The organism is Bradyrhizobium agreste (assembly GCF_016031625.1).
GTDB lineage: Bacteria > Pseudomonadota > Alphaproteobacteria > Rhizobiales > Xanthobacteraceae > Bradyrhizobium > Bradyrhizobium agreste.
The window spans coordinates 145,494-165,371 of the sequence record NZ_JACCHP010000002.1 but is presented as its reverse complement, the minus strand read 5'-3'; the positions used below and the strand labels follow the sequence as shown (position 1 = coordinate 165,371).

Genomic DNA, 19,878 nt, shown 5'->3' with positions numbered 1-19,878 from the left:
CATTGACAGGCGCAGCCCCGGCAGCGCACGAATGACCGATGTCCTTCACGATCGCCATCATCGGCCGGCCCAATGTCGGCAAGTCGACGCTGTTCAACCGCCTGGTTGGGCAGAAGCTCGCGCTGGTCGATGACCTGCCGGGCGTCACCCGCGACCGCCGCGAAGGTGAGGCCAGGCTCGGCGATCTCCGCTTCACCATCATCGACACCGCCGGGCTCGACGAGGGCGCCAGGGGCTCGCTGACCGCGCGCATGCAGGAGCAGACCGAGACCGCGATCGCGCAGGCTGACGCGCTGTTCTTCGTCATCGACGCCCGCATCGGCCTCACGCCGACCGATCGCGCCTTCGCCGATTTCGCCCGCAAGGCCAACAAGCCGGTGCTGCTGGTCGCCAACAAGAGCGAGGGCAAGCATGTTGATGCCGGCGCGATGGAAGCGTTCGCGCTCGGCCTCGGCGATCCCATCCAGATCTCGGCCGAGCACGGCGAGGGCATGGGCGAGCTCTACGACGCGCTCGCGACGCTCATGCCCGAGCCCGACGACGAGGATGAGGACGAGGACGACGCGGAGCTTTCCGAGGAAGAGGCGGCGAGGCGCCCGATCCGCGTCGCGATCGTCGGGCGGCCCAATGCCGGCAAGTCGACGCTGATCAACCATCTGCTCGGCGAGGAGCGCCTGCTGACCAGCCCCGAGGCCGGCACCACGCGCGATTCCATCGCGGTCGAGATCAACTGGAAGGGCCGCGAATTCCGCGTGTTCGACACCGCAGGCCTGCGCCGGCGCTCGCGCATCGAGGAGAAGCTGGAAAAGCTCTCGGTTGCGGACGCACTGCGCGCGGTGCGCTTTGCCGAAGTCGTCGTGCTGATGATGGATTCGCAGAACCGTTTCGAGGAGCAGGACCTGCGCATCGCCGACCTGATCGAGCGCGAGGGACGGGCGGTCGTCCTCGCCGTCAACAAATGGGACCTGATGGAGACCAAGGGCGGCGGCGCGATCTCTGGCCTGCGCCGCGATGCCGATCATTGGCTGCCGCAGCTCAAGGGCGTGCCCATCGTCGCCGTCTCGGGCCTGATGGGCGAGGGCATCGATCGCCTGATGCAGGCGATCCAGGATGCCTATGCGATCTGGAACCGGCGGGTGCCGACGTCGGCGCTCAATCGCTGGTTCGAGCAGGCGATCCAGGCCAACCCGCCGCCCGCGGTCTCCGGCCGCAGGCTGAAGCTGAACTATATCACCCAGACCAAGGCGCGGCCGCCGAGCTTCGTGCTGTTCTGCTCGCGCGCCGACGCGGTGCCGCAGTCTTACTTGCGCTATCTCACCAATTCCATGCGCGAGACCTTCGAGCTGCCGGGCACGCCGGTGCGAATCACACTGCGCGAGAAGGCCAATCCCTTCGCGCACAAGCGCAAGCGGCCGTCGTGAGCGACGGTGCCGGCGAGGCGGTGGTGCAGGGCGCAGCGCCGGCGAGGGGCGGCGCGGTTGCCTTCATCTTCGTCACCATCCTGCTCGACATGGTCGCGCTCGGCGTGATCATGCCGGTCCTGCCGAAGCTGATCGAAAGCTTCGTCGACAACGACACCGCACATGCGGCGCGCATTTTCGGCCTGTTCGGCACCGCCTGGGCCTTGATGCAGTTCGTGTTCTCGCCGGTGCTTGGCGCGCTGTCGGATCGCTTCGGACGGCGGCCGGTGGTGCTGCTGTCGAATTTCGGGCTCGCAGCCGATTACGTCTTGATGGCGCTGGCGCCGTCGCTTGCGTGGCTGTTCATCGGCCGCGTGATCTCCGGCATCACCTCGGCGAGCATCTCAACCGCCTTCGCCTATATCGCCGACATCACGCCGCCGGAACGGCGTGCGGCGGTCTTCGGCCGCATCGGTGCCGCCTTCGGTGCCGGCTTCATCTTAGGGCCGGCGCTCGGCGGCCTCCTCGGCGATATCGATCCGCGCCTGCCGTTCTGGGCTTCGGCGGCGCTGAGCTTCGCCAACGCGCTTTATGGACTGTTCGTGCTGCCGGAATCGCTTGCGCCCGACAAGCGCGCCCCGTTCCGCTGGCGCAGCGCCAATCCGCTCGGGGCGCTGCATCTGCTGCGCTCCAACGCGGCGCTGGCGGCGTTGTCGACCGTCAACTTCATCGCGCAGGTCGCCCACGTCGTGCTGCCCTCGACCTTCGTGCTCTACGCGACCTATCGTTACGGCTGGGACTCCAAGACGGTCGGCCTGACGCTCGCCATGGTCGGCATCTGCGCCATGGTGGCGCAGGGCTTTGCGATCGGCCCGATCGTGCGCGCGCTCGGCGAGCGCAACGCGCTGCTGCTCGGCCTCTGCTGTGGCGCGGTCGGCTTCGTGGTCCTCGGCGCCGCGCCGACCGGACCGCTGTCGTGGCTCGGGATTCCCATTCTGGCGCTGTGGGGCATCTCCGGTGCCGCCTCGCAAGCGCTGATGACGCGGCTCGTCGCGCCCGATCAGCAGGGCCAGCTGCAGGGCGCGACCGCGAGCGTGCAGAGCGTGTCGCAGCTCGTCGGCCCGTTCCTGTTCACGCTGACATTTTCCTATTTCATCGGCGCCAGCGCGCCCTTGCATCTGCCCGGCGCACCGTTCCTGCTCGCAGCGGTGCTGATGGTGGTGTGCGTGGCGATCGCGATGCGGTCGCTGGGTGGGACGAGGAATACCTGATTGTTCGTCATGGCCGGGTTTGTCCCGGCCATCCACGTTCTTTCTCGTTGGGCCAAACGTGGATGCCCGGGACAAGCCCGGGCATGACGTCGTCAACACTATTTGTACGACCGCTACGCGGTCACTTCTTCACCAGCGGGCAGTCGCTGTCCTTGAGCGGCTTGGCCGCATCTTCCGGCGCGATGGTGGCGACCAGCTTGTAATAGTCCCACGGTCCCTTCGACTCCTCGGGCTTCTTCACCTCGAACAGATAGGCGGGGATGAGGCGGCGTCCGTCCTGTCGCAGTGGGCCCTTGCCGAACAGCGGATCGTCGGTCGGCAGCTCCTTCATCTTGGCGACGACCTTGGCGCCGTCATGCGGATTGCCGCCGAGCGCTTCCATCGCCTTCAGGTAATGCAGGATCTCGGCATAGAGGCCCGCAACCGTCATCGAGGGCATCGAGCCCTTGGGCGAGACCTTCTGGAAGCGCTTCGACCATTCGCGGGTCTGGTCGTTGAGGTCCCAGTAGAAGGACTCGGTGAAGGTCAGGCCCTGGGCGGTCTTCAGGCCGAGCGAATGCACGTCGTTGATGAACAGCAAGAGCGCGGCGAGCTTCTGGCCGCCGGAGACGATGCCGAACTCGGCGGCCTGCTTGATCGCGTTGGTGGTGTCGCCGCCTGCATTGGCAAGTCCGATGATCTTGGCCTTGGAGGACTGCGCCTGCAACAGGAAGGAGGAGAAGTCGGCCGTGTTCAGCGGATGCTTGACGCCGCCGAGCACCTTGCCGCCGGTAGCGGTGACGACGGCGCTGGTGTCGCGCTCCAGCGCATGGCCGAACGCGTAATCCGCGGTGAGGAAGAACCAGCTGTCGCCGCCCGCCTTGGTCAACGCCTTGCCGGTGCCGTTGGCGAGCATGTAGGTGTCGTAGGTGAAGGACACGGTGTTGGGCGTGCAGGCCTTGCCGGTGAGGTCGGCGGTGGCCGCACCCGAATTGAGCAGCACCGAGTTCTTTTCCTTGACGAGGTTGCTCACCGCGAGCGCAACGCCGGAGCTCGGCGTGTCGGCGATGGCATCGACCTTGTCGGCGTCGATCCATTGCCGGGCGATGTTGACGCCGATGTCGGGCTTGTTCTGGTGATCGCCGGAGAGCACCTCGATGGTCCAGCCCTTGGCCTTGAGGCCGGAATCCTCGACCGCCATCTTCACCGCCGCGACCGAGTTCGGGCCGCCGATGTCGGCATAGAGGCTCGACATGTCGTTGAGCACGCCGATCTTGATGGACTTGTCCTGCGCGAAGGCGGATGAGGCAAAGCCGAAAGCGGCACAGGCCAGAAGAGCCGCGGTGCGGCGTGCGGGCATCGTCATAATAGGCTTCCTCCATTGTCAAATATGCGGACGGCTCTCTTCGGGAGCCTTGTTCCAATTGATCGCTCTACCGTGTCCCACGGCCGGCGGCAATGCACCTAAAGCCGGATGACGCTGCGTCGTAGCGTCATCCATCGGTTAACTTTTGGACAAAATGCGTTGAGACGCTATTTCAGCGCGTCCGATGTCAGCTTGGATATCTGAATGCGATTTCCGCCTTCGAGCTCGGCGGTATGACCGGTGCCCTCGCATGGCATCCGAGGGCAATCAGGCCGGCGCGCGGAAGCTCATCAGGGTGCGGGTCTTGTAGTCGTAGAACTTGCCGGTCTCGGTCCAGTCGGGCGCGCACAGCGGCACGATGAAGTCCGCGACCTGCTCGGGCGTGTCGAGCGTCGCCGGATCCTCGCCGGGCATCAGGGTGGCGCGCATGCGGGTGCGCACCGGGCCGGGATTGAACAGATTGACGCGCAGCTTCGTGTTTGCGGTTTCCTGGGCCCAGGCGCGTGCCAGCGTCTCCAGTGCGGCCTTGGACGCCGCGTAGGGGCTGACATAGGCGGTCGCCTTGTTGGCGGCACCCGAGGTGATGAACACGGCGCGGCCGGCATCGGACTGCTTGAGCAGCGGTTCCATGCAGCGGATCAGCTGGAAGTTCGCGGAGACGTTCACCGCCATCACGTCGTTGAAGGTCTTCAGCTCGATGTGGCCGATCGGGGAGGAGGGGCCGAGCACGCCGGCATTGCCGACGAGGATGTCGAGCTTGCCGTAGCGCTCGTGCAGGCCGGCGCCGAGACGCGCGATGCCGTCGGAATCGGTGAGGTTGAGCGGCACCAGGGTAGCGCTGCCACCAATTTTCCGGATCTCGTCGTCGAGCTCTTCCAGCCCGCCCTGCGTCCGCGCGGTGGCAACGATATGCGCGCCGGCTTTGGCCAGCGCGATTGCGGTGGCATAGCCGATGCCGCGCGAGGCGCCGGTGACGAGTGCGATACGGTCAGTGAGGGGTTTGGTCATGGCGGGGTTTTACAGGCGTGGACGGCCGGGACAAGCCCCCCACACACGCCGTCATTCCGGGGCGATGCGAAGCATCGAACTATGGTGCGCAATTGCGCACCTGAGAATCTCGAGATCCCGGGTTCGGTCCTCTGGACCGCCCCGGGATGACGGCTACGCCCTCAGCTCGCCTCCGCCAGCAGCGACAGCTGCCGCGGCTGCGGCTCGGTCTGGGTCTGGTCGGTAAGGTGGGTCGGATAGACGCCGGTGAAGCAGTGATCCGCGAACTTTGGATTGGCGGGGTCGCGGCCGGGCTCGCCCATGGCGCGGTACATGCCGTCGATCGACAGGAAGGCGAGCGAGTCGGCGCCGATGAGCTCGCGCATCTCCTCCAGCGAATGCGTCGCAGCCAGCAGGCCGCCGCGGTCGGGCAGGTCGATGCCGTAATAGTCAGGGTAGAGAATCGGGGGCGAGGCGAGGCGGAAATGCACCTCCTTGGCGCCGGCATCGCGCATCATGCGCACGATCTTCTTCGAGGTGGTGCCGCGCACCAGGGAGTCGTCGATCAGGATGATGCGCTTGCCTTCGATCGCGGCACGGTTGGCCGAGTGCTTCATGCGCACGCCGGATTCGCGGATCGCCTGCGTCGGCTGGATGAAGGTGCGGCCGACATAATGGTTGCGGATGATGCCGAGCTCGAACGGCACGCCGGAATACTGGCTATAGCCGACCGCCGCGGGCACGCCGGAATCCGGCACCGGCACGACGACGTCGATCGGGACGTGGCTCTCGCGCGCGAGCTGCGCGCCGAAATTCTTGCGCACCTCGTAGACCGAGCGGCCGTGCACGATGGAATCCGGACGCGAGAAGTAGATGTATTCGAAGATGCAGGGGCGCGGCGCCATCGGCGGGAACGGCTTGTGGATGTCCTGGCCGTTCTCATCGAACACGATGACCTCGCCGGGCTCGATGTCGCGCACGAAGCGCGCACCGATGATGTCCAGCGCGCAGGTCTCCGAGGTCAGGATCGGGCAGCCATCGAGCTCGCCGAGCACCAGCGGCCGGATGCCGCGCGGATCGCGCGCGCCGACCAGCTTCTTGTTGGTGAGCGAGACCAGCGCATAGGCGCCCTCGATCTCGCGCAGCGCGTCGATATAGCGCTCGATGAAGCGGCTGCGCCTGGAGCGCGCCACCAAGTGCAGGATCACCTCGGTGTCGGAGGTCGACTGCATCATGGCGCCGCTTCTGACGAGTTCGCGGCGCAGCGTCAGGCCGTTGGAGAGATTGCCGTTGTGGGCGACCGCAAGGCCACCGGCATTGAGCTCGGCGAACAGCGGCTGCACGTTGCGCAGGATGGTGGCGCCGGTCGTGGCGTAGCGGACATGGCCGACCGCGACACTGCCGGGCAGCCGGTCGATCACCTCGCGGCGGGAGAAGGTGTCGCCGACCAGGCCGAGGCGGCGTTCGGAGTGGAAGCGGCTGCCGTCGTAGGAGACGATGCCGGCGGCCTCCTGGCCGCGGTGCTGGAGGGCGTGAAGGCCGAGCGCGGTGATGGCGGCCGCATCAGGGTGGCCGTAGATGCCGAAGACGCCGCATTCCTCGCGCAGCGTATCGCCTTCCAGATCGTCCTGAAGCTCGAGCGCGGCCGGGCCTGGACCGGCGTTTGGATCGAGATCAAGCAGGGCGTCCTGGTCAGGGTGTCGCATCTCGTTCTCGCCTCTCTTTAGGGCTCTATCAACGCGCCGCAGGTTTCTCGATCAGCTTTTTCATGCCGTCACGAGCCGATTTACTGTACCCGTCGCCACTGCCCGAAGGCTGCTGCTCGGATTCAGCTTGATCATCATCTGGTTTGTTTTTCTTGAATCTCTTCAAGATGGTGTTCTCGGGGTCGTCAGGCAAGAGGGCCATCAGCCAATCGCCGGTTCCCTGGAGCACGACGCGGGACTTGGCCCCGGTGACCCAGTCGGGGCGCTGCTTGTCCGGCACGAGCCACGTGAAGAACAGGAACGCGACCACGACGATCAAAAGCCCGCGAGCCAGCCCAAACAGGAAGCCGAGGGTACGATCCAGCGCGCCGATCCGCGAATCCAGGATCATGTCGGAGATCCGGACCGTGATGACGGAGACGACGACCAGGGTGCCGACGAACACGCCCGCGACCACGACGACGCTCGCGACCGTGTCGTTGTTGAAATAGGTCTTGGCGGTCGGCAGCAGCTTCGAAAAGGAATACAGCGTCACGATCGCCGCCGCGCCCCAGGCCGCGATCGACAGGATTTCGCGCATGAAGCCGCGAACCATGGCGAGCAGGCCCGAGATCAGCATCACACCGAGCAGGATCAGGTCGAGGATTGTTACTGGCATCGGCTGGTCTGGTCCGCTCGTACTTCAAAGGTGCTCTAGCGAATCGGTGCTTGGCCGCCGCCCTAAAAGAAGGGCAGACGGCGTTCCCGGCAAGGCCGCAACCACGCAATCCCATGCTGCTTTTGTGACGGCTGTATAGCGGCGAGGGCCCCCGGCGTCACCTCCACCTAACCCTCTCCACGGCGGAATCTTGCCGGTGTGGCATTTTTTTCGGCCGGTGCGCTGGATTCGCCCCGGCGGGAGCCCCGGGCTGCGATCTCGGCCACCAATGTCGTCAGGCTGTTCACCGCGTTCAGGGACAGTCCGGCGTCGCCGCCCGCATCGCCCCGTGCCGATTCGGGCAGCACGGCGCGCTGGAAGCCGAGCTTTGCCGCCTCCTTCAGCCGGGCCGGGGTCTGCGCCACCGGGCGCACCACGCCCGACAGCGAGATTTCGCCGAAATAGACGGCATCGGTGGGTAACTGCGCATTAACCAGTGACGACACCAGGGCCGCCGCAGCGGCGAGATCGGCCGCCGGCTCGTTGATGCGCAGGCCGCCCGCGACGTTCAGGTAGACGTCATGGCCGGACAGCTTGACCCCGCAATGGGCCTCCAGCACCGCCAGCACCATCGAGAGCCGGCTCGGATCCCAGCCGACCACGGCCCGGCGCGGGGTGCCGAGCGAGGTCGGGGCGACCAGTGCCTGCAATTCGACCAGCACGGGCCTCGTGCCCTCGATGCCCGCAAAGACCGCGGTGCCGGGCGTGCCGAGATCGCGCTCGGACAGGAACAGCTCGGAGGGATTGGTGACCTCGCGCAGGCCGAGGCCCGTCATCTCGAACACGCCGATCTCGTCGGTCGGGCCGAAGCGGTTCTTCACCGCGCGCAGGATGCGGAATTGCTGCGAGCCTTCGCCCTCGAACGACATCACCGCATCGACCATATGCTCGACCACGCGGGGGCCGGCGATCTGGCCGTCCTTGGTGACGTGGCCGACCAGGATGATGGCGGCGCCGGTCTTCTTGGCGAAGCGGATCAGCGCCTGTGCCGAGGCGCGCACCTGCGTCACCGTGCCGGGCGCCGATTCCACCGTGTCGGTCCACATGGTCTGGATCGAGTCGATCACGATCAGCCGGGGCACTGCGCCCTCCGACAGCGTCGAGACGATGTCCTCGACCGAGGTCTCGGCGGCAAGCTGCACCGGCGCATCCGACAGGCCAAGCCGCTCGGCGCGCAGGCGCACCTGGGCGACCGCCTCTTCGCCGGAGATGTAGACGACGCGGTGGCCGGCGCGCGCGAGCAGGCTGGTCGCCTGCGTCAGCAGCGTCGACTTGCCGATACCGGGATCGCCGCCGACCAGCAGCACCGAGCCGCGCACGAAGCCGCCGCCGGTGACGCGGTCGAGCTCGGTCATCCCTGACGACAGCCGCGGCGCATCCGGGCTCTTGCCCGCAAGACTCTCCAGCGCAAACGTCCGGCCCTTGCGTTTTGAACGGATCGAGACCGGCACGCTGCCACTGGCGTCTTCCTCCGCGAGCGTATTCCACTCGCCGCAGGACTCGCACTTGCCCTGCCAGCGGTTATAGGCCGCGCCGCAATTCTGGCAGACGAAAGAAAGAGTGGATTTGGCCATGGGGACAGCGAGTCGCGGGTTTTGGATGTGCTGATAGCACGGAATGGCAGGCTGATCGCCGGCGCTTCGAATATCTCAATTCGGCACGGGAGATATACCTTTCGTTAGCCCTGCGCCGCGGTGCCCGGTGCGATTTTGCCAATTCTTAGCGGACGTGGGTTCAATCTCGGAACCAATGGGGGCGGCGAAATTGACGAAATTCCTGCGAATGTTGCTCGCGGCGGGCATGGTCTGCGGCGTTTTTGGGTCCGTTGGCCGTAGCATCGCCAAGCCCCTCGACATCGTCTTCGTCAATCCCGGCAAGACCGGCGAGGTCTATTGGGACATGGTCGCGCAGACCATGCAGGCCGCCGGACGCAAGCTCGACGCGCATGTTGAGGTGCTGACCAGCGAGCGGAACTACCGCACCATGCAGGAGCTCGGCTTCGGCGTGGTGGCCCGTCCCGACAAGCCCGACTTCCTCATCCTGTCGAACGAGGAATCCGCCGCCGTTCCCATCCTGGAGGCGGCCGAAGCCGCGGGCGTCAAGACACTGCTGCTCTCCAACACGCTGATCGGCGAGGACGCGGTGCGTCTTGGACCGCCGAGGCAAAAGCTCAAGACCTGGCTCGGCGACATCACGACCGATCTTCAGACCGCGGGCGCGCGGATGGCCAATGCGCTGATCACCGCGGCGCGCGCCGGGAAATGGCAGAGCGCAGACGGCAAGATCCACATTCTCGGCATCGGTGGCGACGAGACCACGCCCGCCTCGATCGCTCGTAACGCCGGTCTCAAGCTCGCGGTGGATGCTGCGTCCGATGTCGTGGTGGACCGCATGCTGTTCGCCAACTGGACGCAGTCCGAGGCCGAGCGGGTCACGGCAAACTACCTGAGCTGGGCCGCACGCAAGCAGATCCGGCCTGCCGGGATCTGGGCCGGAAACGATCCGATGGCGCTCGGCGCGCTGCGCGCGGCGATCGCCGCTGGCCTCGTCCCCGGCGAGAACATCCAGGTGGTCGGCCTCAACTGGTCGGAGGATGCGCTGCGCGAGATCAAGGCGGACCGTCTGCTCCTGACCGATGGCGGGCATTTCCTGCTCGGCGGCTGGTCCGTCGTTCTCCTGCGCGATTATGCCGATGGCTGCGATTTTGCAGCCGTTTCGCCCCGCGTGGAGGTCAAGACGTCCGCGATCACGCGCGACAATCTCGCTTCGGTCGGCGACCTCATCAAGACCCGTGCGTTCGACCGGATCGACTTCACGCGGTTCCGGGCGAAGGCCGGGCGCTGCGGCCAATATGACTTCTCCCTCGATGCGCTCATCTCGTCGCTGCCGGTTGCTGAAGGCGTTGCTGACTGATGCGCAAGGATGAGGCGATGACCGATCCGGATCGCAACGAGCAGGCGGCGCTACCGCGCTTGCGCTCGGTCGTCCACGCGATGATCTGGGCCACCGTGCCCGTTCTGCTGCTGGTGCAATTGCTCGCCTCCGCCGGCGTCGAGGCATCGAGCTTCTGGTCGCAGCTCAGGCAGCTCGACGCCCGCATGGCCCGCGTCGCCGAGAGCCGGGCCGAGCTGATCGCCGAGCCGCTCTGGAAGATGCGCTACGACCAGGTCACGGGCGTGCTCAAGGAGGTCATGCACGACGAGACCATTGCGGCGGCGGCCGTCTATGACGATACCGGTGCCGCGATCGCCCGCGTGGTCGCGCGCCCCGGAGGCCAGTCGGCCGCCGAGGTTTCGCACCCGATCCGCTACAGCAACGGCAATATGGCCGTTCAGGCCGGCCGCATCGCCATCGCCTATTCGCGTGCGACGCTGTACGCGGATGCGGGCAGCCGCCTGATGCTGCTGCTGGTCGTCGGGCTGCTCGCAACGTTCGCGACCCTGATCGCCATGCGGATCTCCGCCAACATCTTCATCGGCAGGCCGCTCGCGGCCATGATGTCGGCGATCCAGCGCAGCAAGCAGGACGGCCGGGCCTACCCGGCCGACGTCACGTCCTCGAACGAATTCGGCCAGCTCGCACGCGCTTTCAACGCCATGCAGCATACGACGTCGGGCGCGCTGGACCGGCTCGGGCACATGGCGACACACGATCCGCTGACCGGGCTGCCGAACCGGCGCGCCCTGACCGAGCGCCTCGCCGTGACGAGCCAGACTGGAGGCGCGCCGGATACGCTGGTCGCGTTCTGCTTCATCGATCTCGACGACTTCAAGGGCATCAACGACACCTTCGGTCACGAGGCCGGCGATGCGTTCCTGGTCCAGATTTCGCAGCGTCTTCGTCGCGCCGTCGATGCCGAGGACTGGGTCGCCCGGCTCGGCGGCGACGAGTTCGTCGTCATTCGCCCCGAGGTGAGCGACGAACAGGCCGCGCACGCATTCGCTCAACGCGTGCTCGATGCCATTTCCGAGCCGATCCGCCTCCACGATAAGCAGGTGGTGCCGCGCGCCAGCATCGGCCTTGCCGTGCGCCACGCCGACGATCCGGAGCTGTCGCATCTGCCGACGCTCGCCGACATCGCGCTCTATCATGCCAAGAGCAAGGCGCCCGGCACGGTCGCCGTGCTGGACGAAGCGCTCCAGCGCGACTATCGCCGCCGCAGGGATATCGAGCTCGCCATTCCCACCGGTTTCGCCGAGGGGCAGTTCGAGGTCTGGTATCAGAGCCAGGTCGATCTCGACAGCTATGAGGTCGTTGGTCTGGAAGCGCTGATCCGCTGGCGCCATCCCGAGCACGGCGTGATCGGCCCCGGCGAATTCCTGCCGCTGATCGAGCGCAGCGGCAACAACGCGCGACTGACCCGTTACGTGCTGACCGATGCCTGCCGGGCCTTGCAGCAACTGGCCGCCGCGGGCAGGCCGCAGATCCGGATCGCGATCAATCTGCCGCCGTCCGAGCTTGCCGACCATTCGCTCGCCGCCGAGCTGCGCGCGACCTGCGCGCGCTTCGGTGTCGCGGCATCGATGATCGAGCTCGAGATCACCGAAGGATCGCTGATCAACAACATCGCCAGCGCCTCCGAAACGTTGCATCGCCTGCGGCGCTTGGGAGCCACGATCGCGCTCGACGATTTCGGCACCGGCTACTCTTCGCTCGCCCATCTGCGCCGATTTCCGCTCGACAAGGTGAAGATCGACAAGGCGTTCATCAGCGAGATCACCGACAGCGCCGAGGACAAGGCCATCGTCGGCGTCATCGCATCGCTCGCCGCCACGCTGGGGCTGACCCTGATCGCCGAAGGCATGGAACGCGCCGAGCAGGCTGAGGCCATGCGGGAGATGGGCGTGCGGCTCGGGCAGGGTTTCCTCTATCAGCGGCCGCAGCCGCTCGAGGCCGTGCTGCAATGGCTTGACCGGCAGCCGGCCGTGGCGAGCCGCGTCGTCGCCGACAGCCCATCGATCACCCCGGAATTCGCCGCCTGAGCCGCGGCCGGCTTACGGCTGTGCTGCGGTCCACAGCATCGAGAGCCCGGCCGCGATCATGATCGCGTCCATCAAGAGGCGGAAAACATCAGGCCTCAGATGCAGCACGAAGCGTTTGGCGATGAAGGCGCCAAGCATCAGCGATGAGCCCGCGATAAGGCCCTTGATGAAGACCTCCCCGGTCAGCGCGCCGAAACGCTCGAAGGTCACCGACTTCGCAAAATAGAGGCCGAGCGAGGAGGCCGCTTCGGTGGCGAGGAACGCGCCCTTGGACAGGCCGTAGAACAGGAACAGCGGCACGCTGAGCGGGCCGGTCGAGACCACGATGCCGGTGAGATAGCCGATCACCGCGCCGCCGATCGCAAGATGCCAGAGATTGGCCTTGAGCTCGTGCCGCGCCAGAAAGTGCCGCACCGGCACCATCGCGATCAGGAAGGTGCCGATGGCAAGATCCACGGCATGCGAGGGCAGCGCCAGCAGCGTCCGCGCGCCGAGCGCCGCCGCCGGAATGCCCGTCACCGAATAGGCCGCGCAGGCCCGCCAATCGACCTCGCGCCACCACGCCATGATCCGGGAGAAATTCGCCATCACGGAGGCCACCGCCATGATCGGCACGGCCTCCTTCGGTCCATAGGCTGAGATGAGCACCGGCATCAGCATGATCGACGAACCGGTGCCGACAATGCCTGAGATGGTGCCGGCAACGAGGCCGACGGTGAGGACGAACAGGAAGGCCAAGAGGAGCGCTCCGGGAATCGGGGCAGTGTAGCCGGAGCGCGCGGAGAGGGCGAATGCCGGCCGCGCTTCAGCGTCTTCCCAACGATTGGAACCCGTCCTTCGCCAACAATAGACTGCACGTTGGCCAGAGTTTGGCTTCGCGCGCCGCTCAGAACGCCACCCGCAGGCCGCCGCGCGCGCTGACGACGGTGCCCGAATCCGACATGCCAATCGCCTCGCCGGCGCCGAAGAACGAAACGCCTTTGCGCGTGCGCCACTCGAATCCGCCGCCGCCCAGGACGCCTGCCACGTTGTTCTTCCCCGGCGTGACGAACGGCAGGTTCGCGCCGAGCAGCACCGTATTGACCGTGGTGTCGCCAAGCCGTTCGATGCCGAGCGCGCCCACATAGACATTGGTGAGCAGGAGATCAGGTCCGACCGGAGTCGCGCGCGTGAGCTTCACTTCTCCGCGCTGCTCGATGTTCTGGATGGTACGGGCCGCGACCGTCAGCGGCGCGGTCGCGCCGGTCTCGGTGTATCCGTCGAAAAAGCCTGCCACGTAGCGCAGCCCGAACGACGGCGTCAGCGTGTATTGCGACCACAACGGAACATTGACCGAGTATTTCGCCTCCGGGCTCACATACGAACTGTTGTAACTGGCGGTCGCGACCTCGACGCCGAGATTGCTGTTGACCGTGCGCGAGACTGCGCTGGTGCCTGAGCCGCCGTGCAGTGCGACCTCGAGCGTCGAGGGCGCGCCGAAGGACGTGAACGCGTAGCGGCCATAAAGGCCGCCGAACCCCGTGTCGGTCCTGGTATTGCCGGCGTCCACGTCGAGCGAGAGGACGCTCTGCCCGCCGCCCACGAAAGCCCCGAGCCGCAAGTCGGGCTGCGCCAGCAAGTCGAAGCCGACCGCGCCGCCCGCGAACGTCGTGGTCGAGTGCAGCAGCGCGCCGTCCGCCTGCTGCGTGTGCTCACCGGCGAAGCCTCGTGCCCACACGCTGCGGCCGTCGGCTGTCACCACGGTCGGGCTCTTGAACAGAATGGCGTCGCCCGCATAGGCCAGCGCCGGGATAGAAGCGAAGGCGTCGACGCGCTGGGCGATCGAATCGTCAGGCGCGAAGGCCGAGGCGAGCGGCCCGTTTTGTGCCGCGCCGGTGCCGCCGAGCGAACCGAGAATGCCGGAAATGCTGCGGGTGAAATCCATCAGCGTGCGATCGGCCATGGCGAAGGGGGTCGGATCGAGCGTGGCGATCTGGTTTCCGCGAATGACGAACGGCGCGTCGCCGAAGCCGTTGATGGTGCCGGTGAAGTTGTTCAAGGTGATCAGCCAAGAGGTGTCGCGGCCGGCGATGAAGTTCACCACGTCCGCGCCGCCGCCCATGTCGATCGCGCCGAGAATGCGCGAGCCCGGCAGCAGCGTCAGCGTGTCGTCATTGCCCGAAAACTGGAGCGCCGTGCCGCCTGTGCCGATGATGGTGCCTGAATTGGAGACATTGGCGATACCTCCACCGAAAAGCGTCGAATCGATGCCGACATTGCCGGTGATGGTGCCTGAGTTGGTTACGGTGGTGGTGGCGGACCGGATGCCGTAGACTCCGCCCGAGACGGTGCCTGTATTCGTCACGTTGGCAGCCAAGATGCCAGCGATGCCAACGCTATCGCCTGCGATGGTGCCGGAATTGCTCACATTGGCGGTGACGGCGCCGACACCGGCGCCCGCCGCAGCCGAGATCGTGCCGGTATTGGTCACGTTGGCGGTGGTGGCAAACACTCCGTAGGTCGAAGCCGAGATGGTGCCGGAATTGACCACGTTGGCGGTCGTGGTGGCGAAGACTCCGGAGGTCGAACCCGAGATGTTGCCTGAATTGGTCACGGTCGCGGTGGTGTTGGCAGCAATACCGTAGTCCCCCGAAATGGTGCCCGAATTGGTCACATTGGCGGTGTCGGCGATGATGCCTCGAAGCGAAGCCGAGATGGTGCCCGCATTCATCACGGTGGCGGTGATGGCGGAGATGCCGTCTTGAGTATCACCGGAGATGGTGCCCGAGTTGGTCACGGTAACGACAGTGGCGGCGATACCGGTGGCCCCCGAGATGGAGCCCGAATTGGTGACGGTGGCGGCGGCGGGGGCGAAAATGCCGAAGTTCGAACCTGCGATGGTGCCGGAATTGGTCACGGTCATGCTCTGCGCGGCGATACCGATGAGCGACCCCGTAACGCTTGCGCCCGAGACCACGCTGGCCGTCAGGTTGGTTTCAAAGCCCGTGCCGTAGCCGATGATATCCGCGCTGGTTCCGGGAGCGCCGCCGCCCTGGTCGACGGTCGTGCCGGTGCAATTGGCGGTCACATCGTTGGCGGCGGCGGGGTCGCAGGCCGCGTGGGCCGCAGGAGAGAATCCGATCAACGCCAGCGCGGTTGCGCTCACGGTCAGCAGCCATCGGGCCCGAGTCGATTCCCGCCCGTTAGAAGTGGAGATCCAGCTTTCCATAGAGAACATCCTGCACGCCGCCTTGCATATTGGCCGACTAAGTTGAGCCGGCGTCGGCGTCGCTAGCAGGCAATTGTTTGGACAATATTTGAGGATCGCAGGACACGCCCTGATCGAGCCCGATCGACCAGATACTGCGGCCTGCTGGCAACAGTTCAGCCCGCGGCGGTCGAACCGATGTTCCTGAGAACAAAGGCAGGAACGGCCTGCACGCCGTGCAGCCTCGTCACATGCGCGATCAGGCCACGCATGACGTTGGCGCGCGCCTGTTCCGAGACGAGGTGGCGCGCCGACGTGAAGTAGAGATATTCGATCGCATTGCTTGCACCGGCCGGGCCAATCGCGGCAAGCGCATCAGCCGATGCCGCCGACAACTTCTGATCGGGCGAAGCGATCATCCAGCCGATTGTCAAGCCGATGTCGCGCGGGCAACGCGGCGCCTCCCTGGCCGCATCAGCGACAGCCGTATCCAGCGACGCGCGGTCGCCGGACGCAAGTACGGAGATGGCCTTCAAGACCCGCATATGGAGATGCAAATCGGAGTCCGGTTCGAACATCTCGATGCCCCGATCAAAGAATCCGGCAGCTTCGTCGAAACGGCCACGCGCGTAGCGCAATTGCCCCATGATGGGCAAGGCTGCGGCAAAGTCCGCGGTCCGGGCGAAGGCTCGCTCGGCAATGTCCTCCGCCAGTTCTAGATGACCCCGGTTGATGAAGTACAGCAGCTTGGCGGCCGCCAACATCAGCAGCGGGTTCGTCTCGACGGCGGGCAGGCACTCCAGCACCGTGGCATCGATCTCGCTTTCGATGCGATAGCGTTCTTCCAGGCTCGTCTCGCCGAACGGACTGGTGTGGACAAGGCGCGCGAACAGGTGCAGACACCATTGCAGGGCGATGTCTGCATTGAGCGGATCCTGCTCGCGATTCCTGCCGAGTTGCTCGCCGTTTGCCAGCCACCACCGATTTGAGGTTGACAGCAGGCTCGCGGCTATGTGGAGGCGCGTCTCAAGCGGTTCGTCCACGGGTGTGCCAAGACCCGTGGAGGCCTCAATGAGGGCCTGCGACAGAGCGTCGATGACGCCATTCGAGACCCGGCTCGCCTCGGCGGTGAACGATGCGGAGTCTGCCATGTCGAGTTGGAGACGAAACGCCTTGACGATGCGCTTTGACGGCATTTCCCGCAAGGTGGCCGCACAATCAAGCTGCTCGTTGCCGGCGAGAAAGCTCATTTGCAGGACATAGCGCAGCTTGTCGGCGGCGGCAGGCCGCCAGTTCTCGGCAACGACGATCTTGTGGCCAACGCCGACGCCAGCGGCGATCAGGTCGCGAAGCCGATCCACCAGCGAAGACGCTTGTTGGCTGAAGGGATGTCCCTGCGGTCCGAACGCCGATCCGATAACGAGCAGCGCCTCGATCGGCGCAACCGGAGATGGCGTAGCGATCCAAACATAGCCCTCGCCATATTGGGTCGCGATATATTTTGGCGCTTTGGCGCTGTCGCCGAGCTTTGCCCGCAGCCTGTTCACCAGAAAATCGATGTTGCGGTCGGATACGTCGGATTCCGAAGCGATCTCGTCGAGCAGGCGGCCGCGGCGCATGAGGCGATTCGGATTGCGCGTGAGGGCGAGCAGCAGCGCGCGCTCGTTTCTGGTGAACTGGATGGTCTGCCCGTTGCGGCTCGCGAAGAGGCACGATGCGTCAATGATCAGATCTCCAAAGCGGAGATCCAGTGCTTTATTCACGCCCATTTCCCGAGAGGCAAATTGACTCAAATTGACTCAAACCCGACCGGCACGGGCAGCCTCTTGATAGCCTCCTGAGCGGCTCCGTCGCAAGCGCTGCTTTGCCTGTTTTGCCCGATGCGCCCACTTGCACCTTCGTGAAATCAGAAAATCGCGTCGCGGCTCAGGCTCGACCAGCGAGGTGGGACGCAGTGAGGCCTCATCCCGATTCCATCGCGCGCTAACCCATTGATTCCGCTATCCCCGGCTACTGTGCATGGGGTTGTTTTTCATGTTTTTGTCGTTGCGGTCCGGAAGCCGCCAATCCCTGCATGCCGAAGCGCGGGTCGAACCATGCTGCTGACAGCATGTTGGCAGCAGGCGCCGGCTACGACCCTCTCCTGACAAACGGGGAGATGCGGATCATGCCGATCGAAGGAAGCTGTCATTGCGGTGAGACGGTGTTCGAGGTGACGGAGGCGCCTTCGAGCGTGACGCGCTGCACCTGCACGCTCTGCACCAAGCGTGGCGCGCTGTGGGCCTATTACTGGCGCGTTCGTCCGCTTGCGGCGACCTGGAAAAGTTGATTTGTTTCCCCCTGGAAAAAGGGGGGAACGCATGATGCGTCTTTTTGCGCGAGTAATGGTCGCAATGTGTCTGGCCGTTGCCGGCTTCAACGCACAGGCGCAGACCAAGCCGAAAGTCACCTCGCTGGGGCCCGACTTTCCCAAGGCGGCGCTGTTCGTCGGCAACAGCTTCTTCTACTACAATAACGGCATGCCCGGACATCTCACCTTCATGGAGCGGGCTGCAGACGCCGCCAACAAGGCGGCGTATCGCAACACCATGGCCACGATCGGCGGCTCCGGCCTCGACTGGCACGACATGGACAATCTGCTGCGGCCGGCTGGCCTCGGCGCGTATTCGTTCGACGAGCAGAACAACGTTGTCTTCAACAAGCCGGGCCGGCAGTACGACGCGGTCGTGATGATGGATTGCAGCCAGTGTCCGATCCATCCGCAATTGAAGGACGCCTTCACAACCTTCGTGAAGAAGGACAGCGAGATCGTCCGCGCCCACGGCATGCGGCCGGTGCTGTTCATGTCCTGGGCCTACGCCGACAAGCCCGAGATGACCGAGGCGTTGGCCGAAGCCTATACGACCGCCGGCAACGCCAATGACGCTTTGGTCATCCCCGCGGGCCTTGCTTTCGCGCGCGTGCGCAAGCTGCAGCCGGAGCTCAATCTCTACGCGCCGGACAAACGCCATCCGAGCCCGGCGGGCACCTATCTTGCGGCATGCGTGACCTATGCCGCGCTGACCGGACGTTCGCCGATCGGCAATTCGTACGTCATGGGGCTGGATGCGGACACGGCGCAGCTGCTGCAGAAGGCGGCGTGGGACACGGCACAGGAATATTACGGGCGCTGAACCTACGCGTGGGGCTATTTCAACACCACCCACGCCGGCGCGTGGTCGCTGGCGCCGTCCTCGCCGCGGATCGTCTTGTCGACGCCGGCCTTGACGAGGCGCGGGGCGAGGGCAGGGCTGAGCAGGAGATGGTCGAGCCGCAGGCCCGCATCGCGCGGCCAGCGGTTCCGCATGTAGTCCCAGAACGTGTAGATGCGCTTGTCCGGATGCAACTCGCGGATCGCGTCGCACCAGCCTTGCTCGACCAGCGCGGCAAAGGCCGCGCGGCTCTTCGGCTGGATCAGCGCATCCTTGTCCCATGAGCGCGTCGGATAGATGTCGATCTCGCCTGGCGCAACATTGTAGTCGCCGGCGAGCACCACCGGCAGGTCCTGCTTGATGAAGCTCCTGGCGTGGCGCCGCAGCCGCGCGAACCAGTCGAGCTTGTAGTCGAATTTCGGTCCCGGCTGCGGATTGCCGTTGGGCAGGTAGATGCTGGTGACGATGATGCCGCGCACGGCGGCCTCGATGTAGCGCGCCTCGAGATCGGCAGGCTTTCCCGGCAAGCGATCTCGCGTCAGTACAGGCTCGGCATTGCGGGCGAGAATGGCGACGCCGTTCCAGCTCTTTTGTCCACGCCACACCGCGCCGTAGCCGGCCCTTTCGATCGCGGCCGCCGGAAATTCGCCATCACTTGCCTTCAACTCCTGAAGCGCGACGACATCGGGCTTCGCCATTCGCAGCCATGCCAAGAGATTGGGCAGGCGGCGGTTGATGTTGTTGATGTTGAATGTCGCGATCTTCATGTAGAGCTACCGGCTCCTGCCTTCCGTCTCCGGAGATACAATGTCCAAGTTGAGCTTTGCCGCTATCGCCTTCGTCGTCGCATTCTCCGGGGCCACGGCACAGTCAGCCGAAACGCGCGGCGCTTGCAAGGCGGACTACGACAAGTTCTGCGCCGGCATCGCGCCGGGCAGCGGCATCGTCGCCTGTCTCAATGCTAAGCGCGACCAGCTCAGCGCCACCTGCAAGACAGCGCTGGACAGCAGAAAGAAGAAGTAGGTCTCGTGTCCCGGACGCGCGCAGCGCGAGCCGGGACCCAGAGGCGACACAGTGCACTGTTGAGATGTGGGCCCCGGCTCTGCAGCGCA

Annotated in this window: 15 protein-coding genes and 1 pseudogene; 7 read left to right on the top strand and 9 right to left on the bottom strand. The window is 65.5% G+C overall.

Going from position 1 to position 19,878, the window contains the following annotated elements:
• Positions 1-38: 38 nt before the first annotated feature.
• Complete coding sequence (der, locus tag HZZ13_RS03475) at positions 39-1,421, top strand: ribosome biogenesis GTPase Der (RefSeq protein WP_197958256.1); 1,383 nt, start codon at positions 39-41, stop codon at positions 1,419-1,421.
• Entirely contained in the window at positions 1,418-2,671 is a 1,254-nt protein-coding gene (locus HZZ13_RS03470) for a TCR/Tet family MFS transporter (protein ID WP_197958255.1), read from the top strand. Before der ends, HZZ13_RS03470 begins: the two co-directional genes overlap by 4 nt.
• A gap of 121 nt (positions 2,672-2,792) precedes the next feature.
• Here the strand turns inward: HZZ13_RS03470 and HZZ13_RS03465 are convergent, their stop codons facing one another.
• From HZZ13_RS03465 to radA, 5 genes are all read right to left on the bottom strand, one after another.
• Positions 2,793-4,019: an ABC transporter substrate-binding protein gene (locus HZZ13_RS03465; RefSeq protein WP_197958511.1), complete on the bottom strand. Its 1,227-nt coding sequence runs from the start codon at positions 4,017-4,019 to the stop codon at positions 2,793-2,795.
• Positions 4,020-4,283: 264 nt separating this feature from the next.
• Positions 4,284-5,024, bottom strand: coding sequence for an SDR family NAD(P)-dependent oxidoreductase (locus tag HZZ13_RS03460; protein ID WP_197958254.1), 741 nt, complete (start codon positions 5,022-5,024; stop codon positions 4,284-4,286).
• 161 nt (positions 5,025-5,185) lie between these two features.
• Positions 5,186-6,709 (bottom strand): amidophosphoribosyltransferase, encoded by a 1,524-nt coding sequence (gene purF, locus HZZ13_RS03455; protein ID WP_197958253.1) that lies wholly within the window; start codon positions 6,707-6,709, stop codon positions 5,186-5,188.
• A 28-nt stretch (positions 6,710-6,737) separates the two neighbouring features.
• Positions 6,738-7,367, bottom strand: coding sequence for a CvpA family protein (locus HZZ13_RS03450; RefSeq protein ID WP_100234239.1), 630 nt, complete (start codon positions 7,365-7,367; stop codon positions 6,738-6,740).
• Positions 7,368-7,534: 167 nt separating this feature from the next.
• Positions 7,535-8,980 (bottom strand): DNA repair protein RadA, encoded by a 1,446-nt coding sequence (radA, locus tag HZZ13_RS03445; RefSeq protein ID WP_197958252.1) that lies wholly within the window; start codon positions 8,978-8,980, stop codon positions 7,535-7,537.
• Between the two features lie 208 nt (positions 8,981-9,188).
• Here radA and HZZ13_RS03440 point away from each other — a divergent pair, with 208 nt between their 5' ends.
• Together HZZ13_RS03440 and HZZ13_RS03435 are read left to right on the top strand one after the other, a co-directional pair.
• Positions 9,189-10,319, top strand: a complete 1,131-nt coding sequence (locus HZZ13_RS03440) for an ABC transporter substrate-binding protein (RefSeq protein ID WP_246504287.1) — start codon at positions 9,189-9,191, stop codon at positions 10,317-10,319.
• Positions 10,319-12,388, top strand: a complete 2,070-nt coding sequence (locus HZZ13_RS03435) for a putative bifunctional diguanylate cyclase/phosphodiesterase (protein ID WP_197958250.1) — start codon at positions 10,319-10,321, stop codon at positions 12,386-12,388. Before HZZ13_RS03440 ends, HZZ13_RS03435 begins: the two co-directional genes overlap by 1 nt.
• Positions 12,389-12,400: 12 nt before the next feature.
• Here the strand turns inward: HZZ13_RS03435 and HZZ13_RS03430 are convergent, their stop codons facing one another.
• The 3 genes from HZZ13_RS03430 to HZZ13_RS03420 all read right to left on the bottom strand — a co-directional run bounded on the left by HZZ13_RS03430 (position 12,401) and on the right by HZZ13_RS03420 (position 17,338).
• The gene (locus HZZ13_RS03430) at positions 12,401-13,126 is read right to left on the bottom strand and encodes a sulfite exporter TauE/SafE family protein (protein WP_197958249.1); all 726 of its coding nucleotides are present in this window, start codon (positions 13,124-13,126) and stop codon (positions 12,401-12,403) included.
• A 148-nt stretch (positions 13,127-13,274) separates the two neighbouring features.
• Positions 13,275-15,533, bottom strand: coding sequence for an autotransporter outer membrane beta-barrel domain-containing protein (locus HZZ13_RS37330; RefSeq protein ID WP_197958248.1), 2,259 nt, complete (start codon positions 15,531-15,533; stop codon positions 13,275-13,277).
• A 218-nt stretch (positions 15,534-15,751) separates the two neighbouring features.
• Complete coding sequence (locus tag HZZ13_RS03420) at positions 15,752-17,338, bottom strand: winged helix-turn-helix domain-containing protein (RefSeq protein ID WP_197958247.1); 1,587 nt, start codon at positions 17,336-17,338, stop codon at positions 15,752-15,754.
• A gap of 404 nt (positions 17,339-17,742) precedes the next feature.
• Here HZZ13_RS03420 and HZZ13_RS03415 point away from each other — a divergent pair.
• Positions 17,743-17,865, top strand: a pseudogene (locus HZZ13_RS03415) (GFA family protein); the annotation flags it as partial.
• 70 nt (positions 17,866-17,935) lie between these two features.
• Positions 17,936-18,748, top strand: coding sequence for an SGNH/GDSL hydrolase family protein (locus HZZ13_RS03410; protein ID WP_197958246.1), 813 nt, complete (start codon positions 17,936-17,938; stop codon positions 18,746-18,748).
• A 14-nt stretch (positions 18,749-18,762) separates the two neighbouring features.
• Here the strand turns inward: HZZ13_RS03410 and HZZ13_RS03405 are convergent, their stop codons facing one another.
• Positions 18,763-19,533 (bottom strand): exodeoxyribonuclease III, encoded by a 771-nt coding sequence (locus tag HZZ13_RS03405; RefSeq protein WP_197958245.1) that lies wholly within the window; start codon positions 19,531-19,533, stop codon positions 18,763-18,765.
• A 40-nt stretch (positions 19,534-19,573) separates the two neighbouring features.
• Between HZZ13_RS03405 and HZZ13_RS03400 the strand changes: the two genes are divergently transcribed.
• Complete coding sequence (locus tag HZZ13_RS03400; RefSeq protein ID WP_197958244.1) at positions 19,574-19,789, top strand: cysteine rich repeat-containing protein; 216 nt, start codon at positions 19,574-19,576, stop codon at positions 19,787-19,789.
• Positions 19,790-19,878 lie beyond the last annotated feature (89 nt).